The organism is Paenibacillus sp. J22P218 (assembly GCF_056269195.1).
In genome coordinates this window covers 104,672-124,140 of the sequence record NZ_JBWDNL010000006.1, presented here as the reverse complement: position 1 = coordinate 124,140, position 19,469 = coordinate 104,672, and the positions used below count along the sequence as shown (strand labels likewise).

The window sequence follows — 19,469 nt, the reverse complement described above, 5'->3', positions numbered from 1 at the left end:
TTTGGTTGTCCATTCTATTTATCCTCAGGAGGAATTGATGTTGCGACATAAAGTCAAGCATGTATTCATTAATTTGTTACTCGTTACCTTGATAGCTTTAGTTATTTCCCCGGCAGCCGCTAATGCAGCATCTCCTAACAAAGCGCCTAAGCTGAGTGCGGATCGGACCACCAACGATACGGATAATCCGATCGTGATTACTTTTAGCGACAGCTCCAGGTGGCGCAGCGCGATCACATCGGTTGAGAGTGACGAGGCGCAGCTGCAATCTGCCGACTACTCGATTCGCTCAGGTAAGTTGACGATTAACGCTGGTGTCCTAAGCGTTGGTTTGCACGAACTTACAATTAAAGCTACTGGTTATACAGATGCAGCCGTGTCTCAAACGATCGTGGCAGCACCGCTGCCCGGTCCGGTATTGGAGGCCGACACAACGAGCAACAATACGATCAATCCGATTGAAATTACGTTCGCGGATGATGCGGCCTGGCGACAAGCGATTACATCCGTGAAGGTCGGCGGATCAACGCTGCGGTCATCGAAGTACAGCATCGTTGAAGGTAAAATAACGATTGAAGCCGGTGTTATTAGCCGTGGGAACCGTACGGTCACTGTAGCGGCCAGAGGCTATTATGATACATCGGTTGAACAGGTGATTACTTCACCTCCAGTGCTTCGCAATGCACCATCGCTTCGAAGTGATTCTTCAAAAAATGATACTGCTAATCCGATCGAGATCACGTTCAGGGATGATGCAGGCTGGCGAAGTGCAATCACTTCCGTCAATGTGGATGGAACGGCGCTTGATTCATCCGCCTATGTGGTAAGTGCCGGTATGATTACTTTACAAGCAGGTATTCTGACCAAAGGGACTCATACGATTACGGTTCTAGCGGACGATTACAAAAATACGAGTGTCTCTCAACGAATCAACGCTGCTCCAATCGTGCTTTCGCCGCCTTCTCTTCAAGCGGATACGACAGCGAACACCGTATCAAATCCGATTGAGATCACGTTCAATGACAATTCCAATTGGCGCGGAAATATTACGGCGATTAGCGATGGCGGGGCGAACGTACCCAGCACAAACTATTCGATCAGCAAAGGCAAAATTACGTTCAAAACAGGTGCGCTCAAACAAGGATTACATCAGCTTACTGTAAGCGCACGCGGATATAGTGATGCAACAGTGGAGCAAGTGATTGTACCGAACGGGCCGGTGGATACAACTCCGCCGACGGCCATAGTCAGTTATTCCATTACAACACCTACAAGCGGTAATGTAACGGCAACTATAACCGGCAGCGAACCGATAACCGTAACGAATAATGGAGGGTCGACAAGCTATACGTTTACAGCGAATGGAAACTTTACGTTTACTTTTAGAGACGCTGCAGGTAATACGGGTTCAGCGACAGCATCGGTCAGCAATATTGATAGGCAAGGCCCTGTCATCGTAATTGCCCCATATAATACGGCATTAACGAATCAATCTATAACGGTTGCAGCGTCTTCTACGGATGGTACGCTCAATGCAAGCAGCCATGTGTTCGACGAGAATGGCAGCTTCGACTTCGTAGCAACAGACGAAGCAGGCAACACAACGACGAAGACGGTAACGATCTCGAATATCGATAAAGTCGCTCCGACGATCACGATCGGAGCATATAACACGGCGCCGACGAACCAGTCGATCACTGTAACGGCAACAGTTGTTGGCGGTACGCTCAATGCGAGCAGTCATGTGTTCGACGAGAACGGCAGCTTCGATTTCGTAGCAAGCGACGCCGCAGGCAACATAACGACGAAGACGGTAACGATCTCGAATATCGATAAAGACGGTCCGACGATTGTCATCGGAGCGTACAGCACAGCACCGACGAATCAATCGATAACGGTAACGGCAACGTCGGAAGATGGCACGCTCAATGAGAGCAGCCATGTGTTCGACGAGAACGGCAGCTTTGACTTCGTAGCTACCGATGCCAGTGGCAACATAACGACGAAGACGGTAACGATCTCGAATATCGATAAAGTCGCACCGACGATTATCATCGGAGCGTACAACTCTGCACCGACGAATCAGTCGGTCACCGTTACGGCAACATCGGCAGACGGCACGTTGGAGGCAGCGAGCCACACGTTTGACGAGAACGGCAGCTTCACTTTTAGAGCGACCGATGCAGCGGGCAACACGTCGAGTGAGGTCGTAACGATCACGAACATCGACAAAGTCGCACCGACGATTACGATCGGAGAGTACAACATCGCACCGACGAACCAATCGGTGACGGTAACGGCAACATCGGTAGACGGCACGCTCAATGAGAGCAGTCACACGTTCGACGAAAACGGAAGTTTCGATTTTACTGCTACAGATGAGGTGGGCAACGCAACAACGAAGACAGTAACGATAACGAACATCGACAAGGTTGCACCGACGATTACCATCGGAACATATAACACAGCACCGACAAATCAGTCGATCACCGTAACGGCAACATCGGTGGATGGCACGTTGGAGGCAGCGAGCCACACGTTTGACGAGAACGGCAGCTTCACGTTTAGAGCGACTGATGCAGCGGGCAACACGTCAAGTGAGGTCGTGACGATCTCAAACATCGACAAGGTAGGCCCGTCGATTACTATCGGATCGTACAACACAGCACCAACGAACCAATCGGTGACGGTAACGGCAACATCGGTAGACGGCACGCTCAATGAAAGCAGTCACACGTTCGACGAAAACGGCAGTTTCGATTTTACTGCCACAGATGAGGTGGGCAACACAACAACGAAGACAGTAACGATAACGAACATCGACAAGGTTGCACCGACGATTACCATTGGAACATATAACACAGCACCGACAAATCAGTCAGTAACTGTAACGGCAACATCGGCAGACGGCACATTGGAGGCAGCGAGCCACACGTTCGACGAGAACGGCAGCTTCACTTTTAGAGCGACCGATGCAGCAGGCAACACGTCGAGCGAGGTCGTTACGATCTCAAACATCGACAAGGTAGGCCCGTCGATTACTATCGGATTGTACGACACAGCACCAACGAACCAATCGGTGACGGTAAAGGCAACATCGGTAGACGGCACGCTCAATGAGAGCAGTCACACGTTCGACGAAAACGGAAGTTTCGATTTTACTGCCACAGATGAGGTGGGCAACACAACAACGAAGACAGTAACGATCACGAACATCGACAAGGTTGCACCGACGATTACCATTGGAACATATAACACAGCACCGACGAACCAGTCGATCACCGTAACGGCAACATCGGTAGACGGCACTTTGGAGGCAGCGAGCCACACGTTCGAAGAGAACGGCAGCTTCACTTTTAGAGCGACCGATGCAGTAGGCAACACGTCGAGTGAGGTCGTTACGATCACGAACATCGACAAAGTCGCACCGACGATAACGATCGGAGAGTACAACACCGCACCGACGAATCAATCGATCATCGTAACGGCAACATCGGCAGACGGCACTTTGGAGGCAGCGAGCCACACGTTCGACGAAAACGGCAGTTTCGATTTTACTGCCACAGATGAGGTGGGCAACACAACAACGAAGACAGTAACGATAACGAACATCGACAAAGTCGCACCGACGATAACGATCGGAGAGTACAACACCGCACCGACGAATCAATCGATTATCGTAACGGCAACATCGGCAGACGGCACTTTGGAGGCAGCGAGCCACACGTTCGAAGAGAACGGCAGCTTCACTTTTAGAGCGACCGATGCAGCGGGTAACACGTCGAGTGAGGTCGTAACGATCACGAACATCGACAAAGTCGCACCAATTGTAACAGGTGTAACGAATGGCACTGTCTATACGTCGAATGTGACGTTGTACTTCAATGAGGGGACAGCTACTCTGAATGGATCTGCAGTGAATACAGCGCATACGGTAACTAACTACAACAGCTATACCTTGATTGTAACGGATGCTGCCGGCAACGTGACGACGGTTAACTTCGTGGTTCAAAGACCTGCTCCTGTGGTTACTTCTATTACCGTAGCTGGATCAACATCGTATGCTGTTCCGACGGCAGCTGTAGGCAGCACCACAACAATTTACACGGCAACGGTTAAAAATCAATACAATGAAACGATGACGGGTCAAGCTGTATCCTGGAGTATCCAAGGTTCACCGAGCGGAGTTACGATTTCCAACACTGGCTTGCTGACGGTTACAAATACGGCCGCTGCTGGCAATATTACAATCGTAGCCACATCAGGTGCGATTAGCGGAACGTTAACGGTCAATCTGACCAAATCAGCTTCCGTCGCAACCTCGTTGAGAATCAATGGAGCAACCAGTATTGCAGCACCGCTAGCCGGAGCGGGTAATAAAACAGAATCGTATACGGTTAGCGTCCTTGATCAATATGGGAATGTAATGACTGGTGGAGCAAATCCAACCTTAAGTCTTGTTGGAGGCAATAAACAGGGAATTACGTACTCAAGTTCAACCCTTACGATTCACAGCAGTGCTTCAGCTCAGACAATAGAGCTAAGAGCAACGAGAAATGGACTCTCGGCCGTTACCCTGAGTATCTCGATTACCAAAGCAGCTTCAGTAGTCACATCGATCATTATCTCAGGTGATAACTCGATTAGTATCCCGAATAACGGTACAGCTACCGAGAACTATACAGTCCAAGTGCTTGATCAGTACGGTCAAGCTATGACTGGTCAGACGGTTACTTGGTCCGTAACGACAACTGATTCAAGAAATGGCAATAACAGCAGAGTTACTATTACTACAGGCGGGCAGCTAAGAGTCACTTCAAGTGCCTATGACAGTACTGCAACTATTACTGCAAGAATCGGAACCGTAACGGATACTCACACCGTTTCGATTAACGACTAATCGCTAAGATCGTCGAAGAAGCCTCCATAATCGGAGGCTTCTTCTCTTTTTAACTTAGAGAGGATTTGATATGCTTGTCTATACTTGAATAGTATCTATCACCAATTGAAAGGATCGATATATGCAGAAGTTGCTTTTTGTATGCAGTCGCAATAAATGGCGCAGTCTGACGGCAGAGACGATCTTCCGAGGCGTTGACGGAATCGAGGTCAAGTCGGCAGGAACAGAAGAGCAAGCCCGAGTGAAGGTGAATGAGGGACATATTGGCTGGGCAGATGTTATTTTCGCGATGGAGAAGAAGCATGTTAGGCGGTTGCAGGATAAGTTCCCGTATGCTCTAACAGGCAAAAAAATCATATGCCTCCATATCCCTGACGAATATGAATATATGAATGAAGATTTGATTGGCCTCTTGCAATCGAGCATAGGCACGTATGTTACGTTGCCGTCCGAACGAGGAGAAGCGCAGTGAATATTTAATTTTATTCGTTTATTACCAGCTCATTAAATCATTATTCATTATACTAAAAGGTGAATTCAATGAAATGAGGTGTGTCTATGAACCAATTCCTAATTCGAAGCTTAAAGGACAATGACCCTTTAACGATATCCGATGCTTTTGCAAGTCAAGGCTGGCATAAGCCCGTAGAACTGTATGAAAAATATGCGAATGAGCAGGCTAGCGGACTGCGCGAGACGCTGGTGGCGGAAGCAAATGGTCAGTTTGCCGGTTACGTGAATATCGTATGGATGTCGGACTATGAATATTTTAAGGAGCGCTCCATCCCCGAAATTCAAGATTTCAACGTATTAATCAAATATCGCAGACTTGGTTACGGAACGCTGCTGCTCGACAGAGCCGAGGAAATCATCGCTCATCGTTCAGAGCTTGCCGGCATTGGGGTAGGGTTGTTCAGCGACTACGGTGCGGCTCAATCGATGTATGTAAAGCGGGGATATGTTCCGGATGGCCAAGGAATCTATCGGAACGGCGAGTATTTGCGATATGGACAGCAGACAGTAGTAGACGATGACCTCAATCTTTATTTTGTAAAAAAGCTATAAGTGCGAACTTTTCTCCTCAGACTATCGTCTTAATGGTAATCATGTACGGGAATTTGCGTCAGATTAACCCGCAAGTTCTTGGCGATGACATCGAGTATTTGTATGGAAAGCGGGGGTTCGAATGAGAAAAAGGTGGACCTGGGGGCTTGTCGTTCTAATTGCGTTAGCAGCAATAGGGATGTATGTGTTTCGGATAACGGAAGATGAAGTTGTCGCTAACCGAATGCTTGATTTTGAACAGGTAGAGCCGGATACAGAGATGATATGGAATTCCAAGGATGATATCCGCGTGTTCGAATATGCTGTCCGTTTCGCGAAGAAAAATCGAGGTGTCGTCGACATCAGCGCGCCGCCTTACTCGTTTAAGCTGCATGGAGAAACCTATCTGCTGTATGCATTGCCGAAATATGACGTGGTACAGTTTATAAACAGTAAAGCGTCCGGTACCTTGTATACGGTAGGCAAGTCGTCGGCGAAGAAGCTAAAGGCGTTGTTGATGGAGGCTGATAAGACCGGTTTTGGCGTGCCGACTCCCGGCTCGAAGGCCTACATTGGTTATGAGTAACCCATTCGAACGTATTGATGCATAGAAGCCGAACGCCGGTCATCTAATGATGACCGGCGTTCGGCTTCTATGCTTAATTAGGCAGGTACAAACTCAACATCAATCTGAAGCACTTCGGAGCGGCTGCCGATACGGACCGGCGGACCCCAGAAGCCGAAGCCGGAGGAGACGATGGCGTGCAGACTGCCTTTCTTCAGGTAGCCCCAATCAAGCTCGAACAGTCGCTTCGTAACGAGGTGGTTCGGTGCCATTTGGCCGCGATGCGTGTGGCCCGAAAGCGATAGATCGATGCCATTCATAGCGGCGTTCGATAGATCCGACGGCTGATGATCAAGCATAATTAGGGGCAGCGTGTTATCCAAAGGCGAGACGAGCTCGCTGATCGGAAGCCGCCCAGCGCTGCCGGCTCTGAATCCGGAAGAAGCTTTGTCTTTGCGGCCAATAATATAGAAGCTGTCGGCGATAAGCGCTGTCTCGTCCATCAATACTCGAATACCGATCGCATCCATCGCTGCTATAAATTCGGGAACCTTGCCTCCGATGTATTCGTGGTTGCCGGTTACGGCGAATACACCTAAAGGTGCATCAAGCTTGCCCAGCGTATCCGCCATATTATGGCGAATGAAAGGCTCGATATCGTCGTCGAGTATGTCGCCGGGCAATAATATAATGTCCGGGTCAATCTGCTTGACCTTGCGGATCAGGCGCTGCAGATGGCCATTGCCGATTGTTGTGCCTAGATGAATATCGGAAGCCATTGCGATGCGAAGCTTTTGCCTGTTGCCAGCTTGCTTCGGAATTTGTACCTTGTAATGGCGAATGACAGGTGACCAGGCATTGCGAGTACCTACGATCAATAGAATCAGCAGCACGAACAATGCGATACTGCCAGTACCTATGACATAAGCGTCGCGCTCTGCTCCGCCTAGCTTGAGCAGGAGGGCAACGATATCGGCAACAGGGAATAATAGTACGCCGTACTCTAGAATCGCGAACCAATATGAGCCAACGAGCTTAAGCGGTCCGGCGATCGGCTTCAGCAATGTGGTTTGTCCCACTCTTCCAATAATAAAAGCGAGAGCAAGCATAGCGACGATTACGCTGTATATGCCCGCATGATTCCAATCGTATAGGGCAGACAGATAAACCCAGCCGTTCCATCCAAGATATAAGGACAAGCCGCCATAGAATAACAATATTCCGATTAACGAAACGATAAAACGACGATTCATTTTTGCAACGCTCCCTGCGAGCCCGTAGGCGATTGATAATAGTAGGAATGAAACTGAAACTACTATATCATATTGGCTATACCACCTCCAAATAGGATAGAGCAGCAGGCGGCATTGCTTATATGCGGATGATTGGATACGATATTCTATAGCAGAAAAGATAAAGCTTCCGGCAATTGCCGAGAGATTCATTACGACGAATAAAGGAGAGATCGGCATGACTTTATTGACAATGGCTGAGGAGCAATGGAGGGCAGCGGTTCACTTCATGAATGAGGGGGCTCGCCCGCTGGAGAAAGCATTGTATGCGTATGAATTCGAAGACGGACCGAAGAGCGCAGTTACGGAGCAATTGGCCAAGTTTCAAAATAAAGACGGAGGGTTCGGCCATGGTCTTGAACCGGATTCGCGTTGCGCGGTTTCATCTGCCTTGGCGACTACGGTTGCGCTGCAGTATTTGGTATACATCAAGGCGGATTACAACGAGCCACTCGTACGGGAAGCAATACGTTTCCTAATCGAAACGTATAATACGGTACAACTTGGCGGATGGGACATTGTGCCTCGCGAGGTTGAATCCGCGCCTCGCGCGCCGTGGTGGAATTATAACGAGCAGCATGACGGATGGGGCAATCCGGCAATCGAGATCGTTGGTTACTTCCAACGATTTTCCGAATTAGTGCCTGCCGCGCTTCTCGACGAGCTGACGCAGCGTGCCGTTACATATATAAACGAGAAGTCCACGAGAAAAGATTTTCACGAGCTGTTGTGCTGTCTGCGATTCGCTGAACTGGTACCATCCTCGGTGATGAATGAGGTCAAGCCGGTATTGGACGAGATGGTCGGAAGCTGCGTTTCCGTTAATCCGGAGCAGTGGGAAGGCTATTGCCTTACGCCTGTTCAGGCGGCAAGTTCGCCGTCGAGCCTTTATTACGGGCAGGTGAAGGAAAGCGTGGAGCTGTATTTGCCTTTTATGTTGACGAAGCAGCAAGATGACGGTGCATGGTGGCCAACTTGGTCATGGGGACAATATGAAGACACATGGCCCGAGGCGAAGCAGGATTGGAAAGGCTTTATCACGTTCGATGCGTTGCGCATGCTGAAGGCATATGGTATCGTGACGAGATAATTGCATCATAATCGTTATTAAAAGTTGTTAGGAATGGAGCGTTAGACAGCATGAAATCGTTAGTATTAGCAGAGAAACCAAGCGTTGCGAAAGAAATTGCGCGCGTGCTTGGCTGCGGACAGAAGCATAAGAGCTATATGGAAGGCCCTAAATACGTCGTAACTTGGGCGCTTGGTCATCTTGTAACACTCGCCGAGCCGGAGGATTACGATCCGAAATACCGCAATTGGAATCTCGAGGACCTCCCGTTACTGCCTCCAAAGATGAACTTGAAAGTGATGAAGGAAACTTCACATCAATATAAGGCTGTTGCCCAGCTATGCAAGCGGCAAGATATTAACGAGCTTATTATCGCCACCGACGCAGGTCGCGAGGGAGAACTTGTCGCGCGCTGGATTATGGAGCTTGTCCACTGGCGCAAACCGTTCAAGCGGCTTTGGATTTCTTCCCAGACCGACAAAGCGATCAAAGACGGCTTCAATAGCTTGAAGCCAGGCAAGGACTACGACGCGCTGTATGCATCGGCTGTATGCCGAGCCGAGGCGGATTGGCTGATCGGGCTTAACGTAACGCGGGCGCTGACGACTAAATACAACGCACAGCTGTCCGCAGGGCGGGTTCAGACGCCGACTTTGTCCATTATGATGGATCGCGAGCGCGATATTCAGCAGTTCCAGTCGCAGCCGTATTGGACCGTGGGTGCAGATCTTGATGGCTTCTCGGCTATGTGGCGCGAGCAGGATGGACATGATGGACGGCTGTGGAGCAAGGAAGCTGCCGATGCAATAGTGGCAGCCATCGGGAAGTCGGGCAGCGGCAAGGTGGAGAAGCTGCGAACGGTTGAGAAGTCGGAGCTGCATCCGCAAGCGTATGATCTGACAGAGCTGCAGCGTGACGCGAACAAGCGGCTGGGCTTCTCGGCTAAGCAGACGTCCAATGTGCTTCAGAAGCTGTATGAGCAGCATAAGCTGGTCACTTATCCGCGAACCGATTCGAAATATTTGTCCAGCGATATGGTGCCTACGTTCAAAGGGCGATTGGAGAGTATTGCGGTAGGTCCTTATACGGCGCTTGCCCGCAGGCTGCTTAGAGGACAGCTTCCAGTAACAAAGCGGATTGTCGACGACAGCAAAGTGACGGACCATCATGCGATTATACCTACGGAGCAATTCGTGAATTTATCCGAATTAAGCAATGATGAGCGTCGTCTCTATGACTTGATCGCGAGACGTTTCATTTCGTTATTCTATGGGCCCTACAAGTACGATGAAACGAGCGTTACGCTGGCTGTCGGTCAGCATCGCTTATATGCCAAAGGCAAGACGCTGAAGGATGCGGGCTGGAAGGAAGTGTACGGCAATGCTGCCGATGCGAATAGCGATGATGATGGCGAAGACGACGCCGATGGGTCTTTCAGCGCCAAAGCCGATAAGCAGCAATCGCAATTGCTTCCGGCGTTAACGGCCGGGCAATCGGTAGCCGTGAAGCACGGGAAAATCAAGGAGTTGCGGACGTTGCCACCTGCGAGATATACAGAGGCGACGCTGCTGACGCAGATGGAGAAATACGGACTCGGCACGCCTGCTACGCGAGCGGACATTATTGAGAAGCTGCTGTCGAGCGATACTATTGACCGTTCGCAGAATCGTCTCGTACCGACAGGCAAGGGCAAGCAGCTCATTGAGCTGGTTGTTGACGCCCTGCGCAGTCCGGAAATGACGGCGAAGTGGGAGCTGGAGCTGGAGCGGATTGCCCAAGGCAAAGGCAATGCGGCTGCCTTCATGAAGACGATCCGCGAGCAAGCGTCGAAATGGGTATCCGAGGTCATTGCTGAGTCGAAGGAGTACAAGCCTCATAACGTGACGCATTCGAAGTGTCCGGATTGCGGCAAGCCATTGCTTGAGATTAAAGGCAAGCGAGGACGTTCGCTCGTATGCTCGGATCGGGAATGCAGCTATCGCCGTTCAGCCGACCCCGTTCTGCTGAATAAGCGTTGTCCGCAATGCCATAAAAAGATGGAGATGCACACGGGCAAGGCCGGCAAATATGCGCAGTGCAGACCATGCAACGTGATCGAGATGCTGGAGGATAAGGATGGCGGCGGCCGCATGAACAAGAGGCAGCAACAGAAGCTCGTCGAGCAATTTAGCGACAAAGCGCCGCTTACGAACAGCTTGGCCGACAAGCTGCGAGCCGCGATGGAGAAGAAGGGCGAGTAGCCCACCTTTCTGCCTTGAACAAATACAAAGATAGCAAGTTGAGAAATCCCTGTTATCCCGCCTCGGCGGGAAGCGGGGATTTTTTATTGATCTATTTCAACGATTTAAGATTATTCCACTTTACAAACCGACCGTCGGTCTGTAATATGGAAATAAGAAACATTTATGCGAATGGGGAGCGAACAATGGTTGGTTTTACGGGAAACGCAACATATAGGCAGTTGCTGGAGACAGCAGTGCGATTGATCGCAGAGCATGGCTGCCGAAACACGACGCTGCAACAAATCATGCAGACAACGGGATTGTCCAAGGGAGCGATTTATCATTATGTGAAGAGCAAGGAGGAGCTGTTCGGACTTGTGCTTACGTCACAGGTCGAAGCGATCAATGAGTCTTTTCAACGGGCGGTAGAAGAGCAAGGCAATCTGACGGCGCCGCTCGCGGCGATTGCCGAAGGATTGACTAAGCTTCAGGAGCAAGATAGCGTCGTAAATCAGATCATTATTTATTTGCTTGCCCAGAAGGATAAATCAGGCGTTGCCGCTTTGCTCCAGCAGTATCACGAGCGTTCGGCGATTGCCGCCTTCAGTTGGATCGAAATGGGGCAACGAGAAGGTGTTATTAATCCAAAGGTGGATGCCCGCAAGGCATCCGAACATTTCGTCATGTTGTCCTACGGCATGTGTATGCGCAATATGATGATGAGCGAGGCGGGAGAGTCGTCCGCACGATCGTTCGAGAAAGAAGATTTTTATAACTTTATGCTGCAAACGTTAAAATGAGCGGAGGATGATGACGATGGAAAACCTATTCGTATTTCTGCATGTGCTTGGAGCGGTGCTTTTTCTAGGCAATATTATTACGACTGCCTTCTGGAAAGTCTCGCAGGATCGTTATCCTGCACCTGAAGCGACTCATCGAATGGCGGTAAACGTCATGAAGGCCGATTACGTATTCACTATTCCAGGTATCGCTTTGATCGTTGTATTCGGCATTCTAACCGCGCATGCATACGGCTATTCGCTCGCGGAGTGGAATTGGCTTACAATGTCGATTGGTCTATTCGCGCTCTCTGGCATCCTATGGGGAACCGTGCTGCTCCCTTGCCAATTGCAGATGGTAAAGCTGAGCGAGCAAGGACTGAAGACAGGTCAACTTCCTGCGCAATACAGTCTCGTATCGAGGCGTTGGAATGTGTGGGGGTCGGTGAATACGATCATACCGATTATCGTCTTGTTCCTGATGGTAGTGAAACCTTAATGACAGGACCGTAATAGAAAGGTGCAAGAAAGGCTCTTAACCTACAGCAATCATCCAAGAGACATGTGTATCGGCGGCATATGCTATAGATGATAAGGTAGGAAAGGAGCTTGATAGAGTTGGACGTTCGCAGTGGCAGGCATATTACGGACAAATGGGCCAAAACGATCGCGTTGCTGTCGCACCCGAGACTGAGTCCGCATATCCCGCTTACGAAGCCGTTTGGAGCTGATCAATTAAGATCGATGCTGGATACGTACTGGATGGTTGTCATCAAACCGGTTAACGGCTCGGGCGGAGTAGGTGTTATGAAGGTTAGCAGAACCCCAACGGGTTATGCGCTCTCTTACTTAACAGGGACGAGAAATTATAAGGACTATAGGCGCTTGCTGGCGGCGATAAACAAACGGCGCAAGGGTAGGCCGTATCTCGTGCAACGAGGCATCTTTCTTGCCGAAGTAAGCGGCAAGCCGGTTGATTATCGGGTTAAATATGTGAAGACAGGCAGCAAGTGGAGAATCAAAGCGTTCGTTGGAAAAATGGCAAGACCGGGACTGTTCGTGACGAATATTCGCCAAGGCGGTACTCTTATACCGGTAGCCAAAGGAATTGCCGCTTCTTTCTCTGACAACCTCGTAGAAGCGAAGAAAAGCAAGATGCGCGAACTTACGATTCTTGCAACCGAAATCATAGAGAATCGTTTTCCAGGAGTTAGCAGGCTCGGTTACGACTATGGTATTGATAAACAAGGGAAGATTTGGATTTTCGAGGTGAATACGAGACCGCAATAGTCATTTGGATATAGCCGGGCATATGGGGAAGGACGGGCGTAGGTAGCTCGGATTTCCTTATTTGTGTTGTCGGGACGACTAGGTGAAAAGTCCGAATACATCTATTAACTAATGACGTTAATATATTCCATTAATAGAGTTATAGATTTCAATTAAAGTTTTTTATTAAGAAGAGTAAGGAAAGCGCCTGTGGATAACTCTATCCACACTATCCACGCCGTAATTCCTCATATTTCGACTCGTATACACACAGTATACACACAGTATCCACAAGCTTATGTGAATAAATGGGACTGTTGTCCTTTCAAATAGTGCCATGCTACTATATAGAAGAAATAACGAAGGAATAACCCCTTATAAATCTTTTATTTGAAGAAAGGGTGTGCAGGTATGGAGTTGCTTTCTGACGAAATGCTCGTCGACACTTATTTTGCAGCAATCCAGTACAATCTGGATCAAGAATTTATCCGTATGCTTGCGATGGAATTGAAGCGCCGTCAGGTTAATCCGGATTCCAGTAAAATTACGGCATAGTTTCAGTCTTGCAAGTGGCGCTAATAGATGCAGCTTAAATCCACTCGTTAACCAATACCTCGCTTGTCTGCTGGCAGGCTGGGCAATATATAATATGGTTGCATCGGGCGGGGGGAGCTTCCTGCCGTTGATAGGAATCATTCGTGAATGGCTCCTGAATGGGCTCGTACGGGGCATAAGGTCCGATCCAATCGGTGACTCGGCCTCCGTCGATTAACTGTCCCTTACAGGAAGAGCAGCTTTCTTGAATGGACGCAAGCCCGTTGCACACCGGACATAACATAAGGGTATCCTCCTTGGCTCGCCGCGCATGCTAATGCGTAAGCGAATGATTGACTTAGCCAAGGTTAGGATACCCTTTTGTACAATTTATAATAAAGGTTTAGAGCTTCATATTGCTGCTGTGACCCGGGGACAGCTTGGCGCTAGGGTCCACGTACACTTTGGCATTGTTGATCGCAGTAGGCGCTTCGCCGAATCCGACGGCAATCAGCTTCAGCTTACCGGGATAGGTGGTAATATCTCCAGCCGCGAAGATGCCCGGAATGTTCGTCTCCATGCGTGTATCAACGGTAATCGATCCACCCTGAATATGAATTCCCCAATCAGCGATAGGTCCAAGTGAAGATACGAAGCCGAAGTTGACGATGACAGCATCGACATCAAGTTCAGTAGTCTCTTGCGTCTTCACATTCGTAAGCGTTACTTTATCAATGCGGCTTTCGCCGTGAAGTTTCGTAATTTCAGTAGGGGTAACGATCTTAACCGTTGAATTCATTAAGTTCTCGACGCTATGCTCGTGCGCGCGGAATTTATCTCTGCGGTGTATAAGCGTAACGCTCTCTGCTATCGGTTCAAGCATAAGCGACCAGTCCACGGCCGAATCGCCGCCGCCGCTTATAAGCACCCGTTGACCTTTGAACCTTTGGAGATCGCCAACAAAATAATGCAGGTTCGTTTTCTCAAACTGGGCTGCTTCCGGCAACTCAAGACGGCGAGGCTCGAATGCGCCTACGCCAGCCGTTATAATGACTGCTTTCGCAAAGTGTGTGCCTTTGTCCGTCACGATTTCGAAGAGGCGCTCATCATGCTTGATTACGTTTTGCACCTTTTCCTCCAAGCAAATTTCCGGGTTGAAAAGCTGTAGCTGTTCTTTTAGACGATCAACCAGCTCCTGGGCTGTAACTTTAGGAAATCCGGCAACGTCATATATATACTTCTCCGGGTAAAGCGCGGCAAGCTGGCCGCCAAGTTGCGGCATGCTTTCGATAAGTTTAACGGATGCTTGGCGCATCCCTCCATAGAAAGCTGCGAATAGTCCAGCGGGACCTCCGCCGATGATGACGATATCGATGGGATTAACAGATGATTGAGAAATAGACAATTTGAGCACCTCCGTTTTGCTGACTGTTCTTAATCCGTACGATTTTCATTATAAACTTTCAAGGGGAAAGAAGGAAATATTTAATTTGTATAGAACTCTAAACAATTTCGTATATTTTGCCCTTGAACTTTTCATGAAAACTATGTAATATTTCTGATGTATGTTAAGTACGGAGTGTTGTGTAGAGACAGATTAGAGAAGCAGAACAGCGGCGTTTTTTAACTATTGCATAAGCTATTTTGTCAATCGTTCAGGCATTGCCGTAAGCCATTGGAATGTTGATAAATGTTCGTTATTAAGCGCAAACTGTTAGTATCATTTTAAATATTCGGATGGGTTTGTGTAATTTTTCACAGAGAAAAAAGACTAGGATTGGATGGGATCATACGATGAGCAACATACCTAAAATCGTCATACTGGGAGCGGGCTACGGTGGCGTCTTGACTGCACTTCGTTTGCAGAAAGAGCTGAACTACAACGAAGCGGATGTGACCTTGGTTAACAAACATGACTATCACTACATTACTACGCATCTCCATATGCCTGCCGCAGGTACGGACAATCCGGAAAATGCGCGTGTCAGCATCTCGAAGCTGATCGACGAATTCAAGATCGACTTTGTCAAATCGACGGTTGTACAGATCCGTCCGCAAGACAAGAAAGTCATCCTTGAAGACGGAACTTTGTCTTACGATTACTTGGTCATCGGTCTCGGCGGAGAACCGGAAACATTCGGTATCCCTGGTCTTGGCGAGCACGCGATGAACATTCGCAGCATTAACTCGGTTCGTCTGATCCGTGAACATATTGAATATCAATTCGCGCGTTACAAGCGCGAGCCTCACCGCACTGATTACTTGACGTTCGTTGTCGGAGGAGCAGGCTTCACAGGTATTGAATTCGTTGGCGAGCTGTCCGACCGTATTCCTGAGCTGTGCAAGCAATTCGACGTTGATCCGTCGTTAGTTAAGGTTTATAACATCGAGGCTGCGCCAACTGCGCTTCCAGGCTTCGACCCTGAGCTGGTGGAATACGGCATGGACGTCCTTACGAAAAAAGGCGTTACGTTCCGTATCGGCACGGCTATCAAGGAATGCTCCCCGGAAGGCGTTATCGTCGGCGAAGGCGAAGAGATCAAGTCGGCAACCGTTATTTGGACCGGCGGTATTCGCGGCAACCGTCTTATTGAGGAAGCTGGCTTCGAAACAATGCGCGGCCGGGTGAAGGTGGATGAATTCCTTCGTTCGCCGGGCAATGAGAACATCTATATCGTCGGCGACAACTCGCTGATGTTCAATGAAGAAGGCCGTCCATACCCGCCGACTGCACAGATCGCTATGCAGCAAGGTGTCGTATGCGCGCATAACCTAGTCGCTTCGATTCGCAACCAGCCGCTTAAGACGTTCACGTTCAGCAATAAAGGAACGGTAGCGTCGCTCGGCAAGGGCGAAGCAATCGGCATCGCTTTCGGCAAGAAATACAAAGGCCGGATGGCTGCTTGGTTGAAGAAGATGATCGACTTGCGTTACCTGTTCATTATCGGCGGTATTCCGCTTGTGCTTCGTAAAGGAAAGTTCCTATAATGCGCCACTGCAGCGTACAAGTACGCGGTTTGTTAACGAGAGACGAGCTCGATCGTTACAACGCGCTGATGGAGGTCGGCTCATTTTTAGAATCGCAAACGCGTTACGACCTCGCTTATACGGTGCAGAAGGAAGTTGACCTTCTTATTCAACCGGCTATCGAGCGTCTGAAGGATAAGGGCCGTGAACGGGACAGAGCAACCCAGGAGTACTTGGAAGCGAAGCGTCTCGGGCTTGAAGCGGACGAAGAGGATGACGAGGATTAATAAGAAAAAGGCTTCCGCCCTAGTGCGGAAGCCTTTTTTGCTGAACAAAAAAGAGCTGCGGCCGATTGGATAACCAACGGTTACAGCTCTTTTTGTATTTGAGTCGTTCATTTTGCAAAGACCTTATTCAACATCATAAACGAAGATGAATAAACAGTCTATACTTTTTTCGACGAATTGTATAAAGTTGGGTTGCCGGCCGGCAAATAGGTGTAGGAGGCGGATACGCAAATGGTGGAAGGATGTCACTTATCGCTCGAAGATTTGGAACGAGATATGAGGTCCGTATTCGGGAACAGCTATTTGGTACGCAGCGTGGCGAAAATGCACGGGGGCGCGCAAAAGGTTGTTTACAAGATCGAATGCCAGAACGGTTTTGCGTGCATGCTGTACGTATGGGATATGGCGAGCAATTATTTTCAGGACGAAATAAGAGATAATGCCGAGGATGATCGCTCGTACGGAAGTGATCTGTTCGAGTTGAACAACGACTATCTAGGTCGAATTGGTGTTCGAACGGCTAAACTCTACTACATGAGCAAGGATAAAGCTCGGTATCCCTTTGAATATGCTTACGTCGAATACGTACAGGGGCACAACGCTGAAGCGTATATGTCGTCAGATGCGATTGAACAGAAGGTCGTTTTCTCAAGAATAAAGGAATTACTTGAACGTATGCATGCAGTTAACCGCAAGTCATACGGAAATTTAGTTAGTGAGCTGGATCGAGCGGATCCGTGTCATTATATACAACTTCGCAACGCCAAGGAACAGTTGTCTTACCTTGTGAAGCATTCGGAAGAGATAAAGATGAAGGAAACGATGATCATTAACCTTATTCATAAGCTGGAGACGAGAATAGCCGGGAGGGGGACGTATGGCTTCATCCATGGCGAGTTAGGTCCAGATCATGTGCTTGTAAACGAAAAGCTTGAGCCGTATTTGATCGATATCGAAGGAGCGGCGTTTCATGACATTGAGCATGAGCATAGCTTTTTGGCTTTTCGCTTTGGCGATGTTTACAATCGTTATTTGAGCGGGAGAAATCTTGATCCTGATCGAATGAGATTTTATCGGCTGCACCATCATATTTCATGCGCTTCGGGTGGACTTAAGCTGTTGCAGCGCGGGTTTCCAAACAAGACGTTCGCCGAGGCGATCTATACTTACAATATGAAGAGTGTTCTGGATAGTTTGGAGAATAACGCTATCTAGCGCTATCTAGCAGGATAGAAACCTACTAAAAAAACCGTCTCACGAGGTCTAAAGCCTGGAGACGGTTTTTTATGAAAAAGAGTCTAGATGCTGAGCAGTGCTGCGAACTTGCTGCTGTCGAGCAGGTTGCCGACGTAGAAATCGCCGAAATCGCCGAAGCGCGCGCTAACTTCATCGAAGCGCATCTCGTAGACAAGCTTCTTGAATTGCAACGCGTCGTCTGCGAACAGCGTTACGCCCCATTCCCAGTCGTCGAAGCCGACCGAGCCAGTAATGATTTGCTTCACTTTGCCCGCGTATTGGCGGCCGATCATGCCGTGGCTGCGCATCATCGTGCGGCGCTCGTCCATGCTGAGCATGTACCAGTTGTCGTTGCCTTCGCGGCGTTTGTTCATCGGGTAGAAGCAGATATGGTTCGCTTTCGGAAGCGTAGGCTTCAGTCTGGCGATGATGTCCGGGTTTTGCATCGGGTCGCTGCCGGGCTGCGCCATGTAGTTGCTCAGCTCAACGATGCTGACATAGGAATGAGCAGGTTTGGTGAAGCTAGCGAACGATGTTTTGTTGAACGCCGTTTCGATCGCATTCAGCTCTTCAAGCGTCTCGCGCAGGTGCATAAGAACGAAGTCAGCTTTTTGGCCTACGATGCTGTATACGGCCGTGCTGCCTTGCTTGCTTTCTTCTGTTGCAGCCCACTCGCTCAAGAAAGATTGAAGCTCATCGAGCGCCTTCGCTCTCGCAGCCTCTCCAGCGAGCCTCCAAGCGGTCCAATCGATCGAACGGAAATCATGCAGGGCATACCAGCCCTCTAGTGTTTGTGCGGCTTCACTCATTATAGATAAAAGCTCCTCTCCATTTAGGCTTGACTTCTAACATTGTATCGTAATCACTCTTAGCAGAGCAAATGGCGGTCTTGTGACATTTGTCCATCGCTAATTGACTTCCCTGTTGCCATTATTTAAACTAGGAAACGAGAGTATGAAAGGGGAAGTCTGAGATGCTTCAACTAGTTATTGCGACCGTGCTTTTTATGGTCATGTTGTTCGGAATCGGCTTTATATTGAACATGCTGCTTAAGACAACGTGGTTTCCATTATACTTGTTCATAATCGGAATTATTCCGTTAGGCATATGGGCTCCATGGGACGCTTCGGCTAAGACGACGATTCAGAATTTTGCGGATTACACCGTGTTCGATTATATTCCCGTTATCGGTGCGCTCGTAGGCGCGTACATAAGCGGCTGGGCCATACGCGCTTTGCGCAGAGGCGGCTACAAAATGTTCTAGTTGCTATATTCACAGAAATCCCTCGTTCGGGGGATTTTTCT

The 19,469-nt window shown here is 49.0% G+C and carries 18 protein-coding genes; 14 read left to right on the top strand and 4 right to left on the bottom strand.

What is annotated here, in order from left to right:
- Positions 1 to 37 precede the first annotated feature (37 nt).
- From AC0YN0_RS24180 to AC0YN0_RS24165, 4 genes are all read left to right on the top strand, one after another.
- Positions 38 to 4,900 (top strand): hemoblobin-interacting domain-containing protein, encoded by a 4,863-nt coding sequence (locus tag AC0YN0_RS24180; RefSeq protein WP_475823565.1) that lies wholly within the window; start codon positions 38 to 40, stop codon positions 4,898 to 4,900.
- Between the two features lie 121 nt (positions 4,901 to 5,021).
- Entirely contained in the window at positions 5,022 to 5,372 is a 351-nt protein-coding gene (locus AC0YN0_RS24175; RefSeq protein WP_475823564.1) for a low molecular weight protein tyrosine phosphatase family protein, read from the top strand.
- Positions 5,373 to 5,458: 86 nt separating this feature from the next.
- Positions 5,459 to 5,965 (top strand): GNAT family N-acetyltransferase, encoded by a 507-nt coding sequence (locus AC0YN0_RS24170; protein ID WP_475823563.1) that lies wholly within the window; start codon positions 5,459 to 5,461, stop codon positions 5,963 to 5,965.
- A 121-nt stretch (positions 5,966 to 6,086) separates the two neighbouring features.
- Positions 6,087 to 6,530 (top strand): hypothetical protein, encoded by a 444-nt coding sequence (locus AC0YN0_RS24165; RefSeq protein ID WP_475823562.1) that lies wholly within the window; start codon positions 6,087 to 6,089, stop codon positions 6,528 to 6,530.
- A gap of 77 nt (positions 6,531 to 6,607) precedes the next feature.
- Here the strand turns inward: AC0YN0_RS24165 and AC0YN0_RS24160 are convergent, their stop codons facing one another.
- The gene (locus tag AC0YN0_RS24160; RefSeq protein ID WP_475823561.1) at positions 6,608 to 7,762 is read right to left on the bottom strand and encodes a metallophosphoesterase; all 1,155 of its coding nucleotides are present in this window, start codon (positions 7,760 to 7,762) and stop codon (positions 6,608 to 6,610) included.
- Between the two features lie 217 nt (positions 7,763 to 7,979).
- Between AC0YN0_RS24160 and AC0YN0_RS24155 the strand changes: the two genes are divergently transcribed.
- From AC0YN0_RS24155 to sda, 6 genes are all read left to right on the top strand, one after another.
- Positions 7,980 to 8,891 carry a hypothetical protein gene (locus AC0YN0_RS24155; RefSeq protein ID WP_475823560.1) on the top strand — a complete coding sequence of 304 codons (912 nt, stop codon included), beginning with the start codon at positions 7,980 to 7,982 and terminating at the stop codon, positions 8,889 to 8,891.
- 50 nt (positions 8,892 to 8,941) lie between these two features.
- Complete coding sequence (locus AC0YN0_RS24150) at positions 8,942 to 11,110, top strand: DNA topoisomerase III (RefSeq protein ID WP_475823559.1); 2,169 nt, start codon at positions 8,942 to 8,944, stop codon at positions 11,108 to 11,110.
- Between the two features lie 185 nt (positions 11,111 to 11,295).
- Complete coding sequence (locus AC0YN0_RS24145) at positions 11,296 to 11,892, top strand: TetR/AcrR family transcriptional regulator (protein ID WP_475823558.1); 597 nt, start codon at positions 11,296 to 11,298, stop codon at positions 11,890 to 11,892.
- A 16-nt stretch (positions 11,893 to 11,908) separates the two neighbouring features.
- A complete protein-coding gene (locus AC0YN0_RS24140; RefSeq protein WP_475823557.1) occupies positions 11,909 to 12,370 on the top strand; it encodes a DUF2269 family protein in 462 nt (153 codons plus the stop codon).
- 119 nt (positions 12,371 to 12,489) lie between these two features.
- The gene (locus AC0YN0_RS24135) at positions 12,490 to 13,161 is read left to right on the top strand and encodes a YheC/YheD family protein (protein ID WP_475823556.1); all 672 of its coding nucleotides are present in this window, start codon (positions 12,490 to 12,492) and stop codon (positions 13,159 to 13,161) included.
- A gap of 390 nt (positions 13,162 to 13,551) precedes the next feature.
- Positions 13,552 to 13,695 (top strand): sporulation histidine kinase inhibitor Sda, encoded by a 144-nt coding sequence (gene sda / locus AC0YN0_RS24130; RefSeq protein ID WP_337098066.1) that lies wholly within the window; start codon positions 13,552 to 13,554, stop codon positions 13,693 to 13,695.
- 34 nt (positions 13,696 to 13,729) lie between these two features.
- On the opposite strand, the gene AC0YN0_RS24125 is transcribed toward sda, so the two are convergent.
- Both AC0YN0_RS24125 and AC0YN0_RS24120 read right to left on the bottom strand, forming a co-directional pair.
- Positions 13,730 to 13,978, bottom strand: coding sequence for a hypothetical protein (locus AC0YN0_RS24125; protein ID WP_475823555.1), 249 nt, complete (start codon positions 13,976 to 13,978; stop codon positions 13,730 to 13,732).
- A 99-nt stretch (positions 13,979 to 14,077) separates the two neighbouring features.
- On the bottom strand, positions 14,078 to 15,079 hold the full coding sequence (locus AC0YN0_RS24120; protein ID WP_442051743.1) for an NAD(P)/FAD-dependent oxidoreductase: 1,002 nt from the start codon (positions 15,077 to 15,079) through the stop codon (positions 14,078 to 14,080).
- 389 nt (positions 15,080 to 15,468) lie between these two features.
- Between AC0YN0_RS24120 and AC0YN0_RS24115 the strand changes: the two genes are divergently transcribed.
- The 3 genes from AC0YN0_RS24115 (at position 15,469) to AC0YN0_RS24105 (ending at position 18,143) form a co-directional block, all read left to right on the top strand.
- Positions 15,469 to 16,662, top strand: a complete 1,194-nt coding sequence (locus AC0YN0_RS24115) for an NAD(P)/FAD-dependent oxidoreductase (protein ID WP_337098063.1) — start codon at positions 15,469 to 15,471, stop codon at positions 16,660 to 16,662.
- Positions 16,662 to 16,928 carry a hypothetical protein gene (locus AC0YN0_RS24110; protein WP_475823554.1) on the top strand — a complete coding sequence of 89 codons (267 nt, stop codon included), beginning with the start codon at positions 16,662 to 16,664 and terminating at the stop codon, positions 16,926 to 16,928. The genes AC0YN0_RS24115 and AC0YN0_RS24110 overlap by 1 nt, the downstream gene beginning before the upstream one ends.
- Before the next feature lie 231 nt (positions 16,929 to 17,159).
- Entirely contained in the window at positions 17,160 to 18,143 is a 984-nt protein-coding gene (locus AC0YN0_RS24105; RefSeq protein ID WP_475823553.1) for a phosphotransferase, read from the top strand.
- Between the two features lie 83 nt (positions 18,144 to 18,226).
- On the opposite strand, the gene hemQ is transcribed toward AC0YN0_RS24105, so the two are convergent.
- Positions 18,227 to 18,973, bottom strand: coding sequence for a hydrogen peroxide-dependent heme synthase (gene hemQ, locus AC0YN0_RS24100; RefSeq protein ID WP_442051746.1), 747 nt, complete (start codon positions 18,971 to 18,973; stop codon positions 18,227 to 18,229).
- 164 nt (positions 18,974 to 19,137) lie between these two features.
- Between hemQ and AC0YN0_RS24095 the strand changes: the two genes are divergently transcribed.
- Positions 19,138 to 19,428 (top strand): YuiB family protein, encoded by a 291-nt coding sequence (locus tag AC0YN0_RS24095; RefSeq protein ID WP_337098059.1) that lies wholly within the window; start codon positions 19,138 to 19,140, stop codon positions 19,426 to 19,428.
- The last annotated feature ends 41 nt before the right edge of the window (positions 19,429 to 19,469 follow it).

Coding starts and splice junctions, on each gene's coding strand:
- AC0YN0_RS24105 (WP_475823553.1), top strand. CDS start 17,160: ATGGTGGAAGGATGTCACTTATCGCTCGAAGATTTGGAACGAGATATG.
- AC0YN0_RS24145 (WP_475823558.1), top strand. CDS start 11,296: ATGGTTGGTTTTACGGGAAACGCAACATATAGGCAGTTGCTGGAGACA.
- AC0YN0_RS24115 (WP_337098063.1), top strand. CDS start 15,469: ATGAGCAACATACCTAAAATCGTCATACTGGGAGCGGGCTACGGTGGC.
- AC0YN0_RS24095 (WP_337098059.1), top strand. CDS start 19,138: ATGCTTCAACTAGTTATTGCGACCGTGCTTTTTATGGTCATGTTGTTC.
- AC0YN0_RS24150 (WP_475823559.1), top strand. CDS start 8,942: ATGAAATCGTTAGTATTAGCAGAGAAACCAAGCGTTGCGAAAGAAATT.
- AC0YN0_RS24155 (WP_475823560.1), top strand. CDS start 7,980: ATGACTTTATTGACAATGGCTGAGGAGCAATGGAGGGCAGCGGTTCAC.
- AC0YN0_RS24170 (WP_475823563.1), top strand. CDS start 5,459: ATGAACCAATTCCTAATTCGAAGCTTAAAGGACAATGACCCTTTAACG.
- AC0YN0_RS24180 (WP_475823565.1), top strand. CDS start 38: ATGTTGCGACATAAAGTCAAGCATGTATTCATTAATTTGTTACTCGTT.
- AC0YN0_RS24165 (WP_475823562.1), top strand. CDS start 6,087: ATGAGAAAAAGGTGGACCTGGGGGCTTGTCGTTCTAATTGCGTTAGCA.
- sda (WP_337098066.1), top strand. CDS start 13,552: ATGGAGTTGCTTTCTGACGAAATGCTCGTCGACACTTATTTTGCAGCA.
- AC0YN0_RS24125 (WP_475823555.1), bottom strand. CDS start 13,978: ATGTTATGTCCGGTGTGCAACGGGCTTGCGTCCATTCAAGAAAGCTGC.
- AC0YN0_RS24175 (WP_475823564.1), top strand. CDS start 5,022: ATGCAGAAGTTGCTTTTTGTATGCAGTCGCAATAAATGGCGCAGTCTG.
- AC0YN0_RS24160 (WP_475823561.1), bottom strand. CDS start 7,762: ATGAATCGTCGTTTTATCGTTTCGTTAATCGGAATATTGTTATTCTAT.
- hemQ (WP_442051746.1), bottom strand. CDS start 18,973: ATGAGTGAAGCCGCACAAACACTAGAGGGCTGGTATGCCCTGCATGAT.
- AC0YN0_RS24140 (WP_475823557.1), top strand. CDS start 11,909: ATGGAAAACCTATTCGTATTTCTGCATGTGCTTGGAGCGGTGCTTTTT.
- AC0YN0_RS24110 (WP_475823554.1), top strand. CDS start 16,662: ATGCGCCACTGCAGCGTACAAGTACGCGGTTTGTTAACGAGAGACGAG.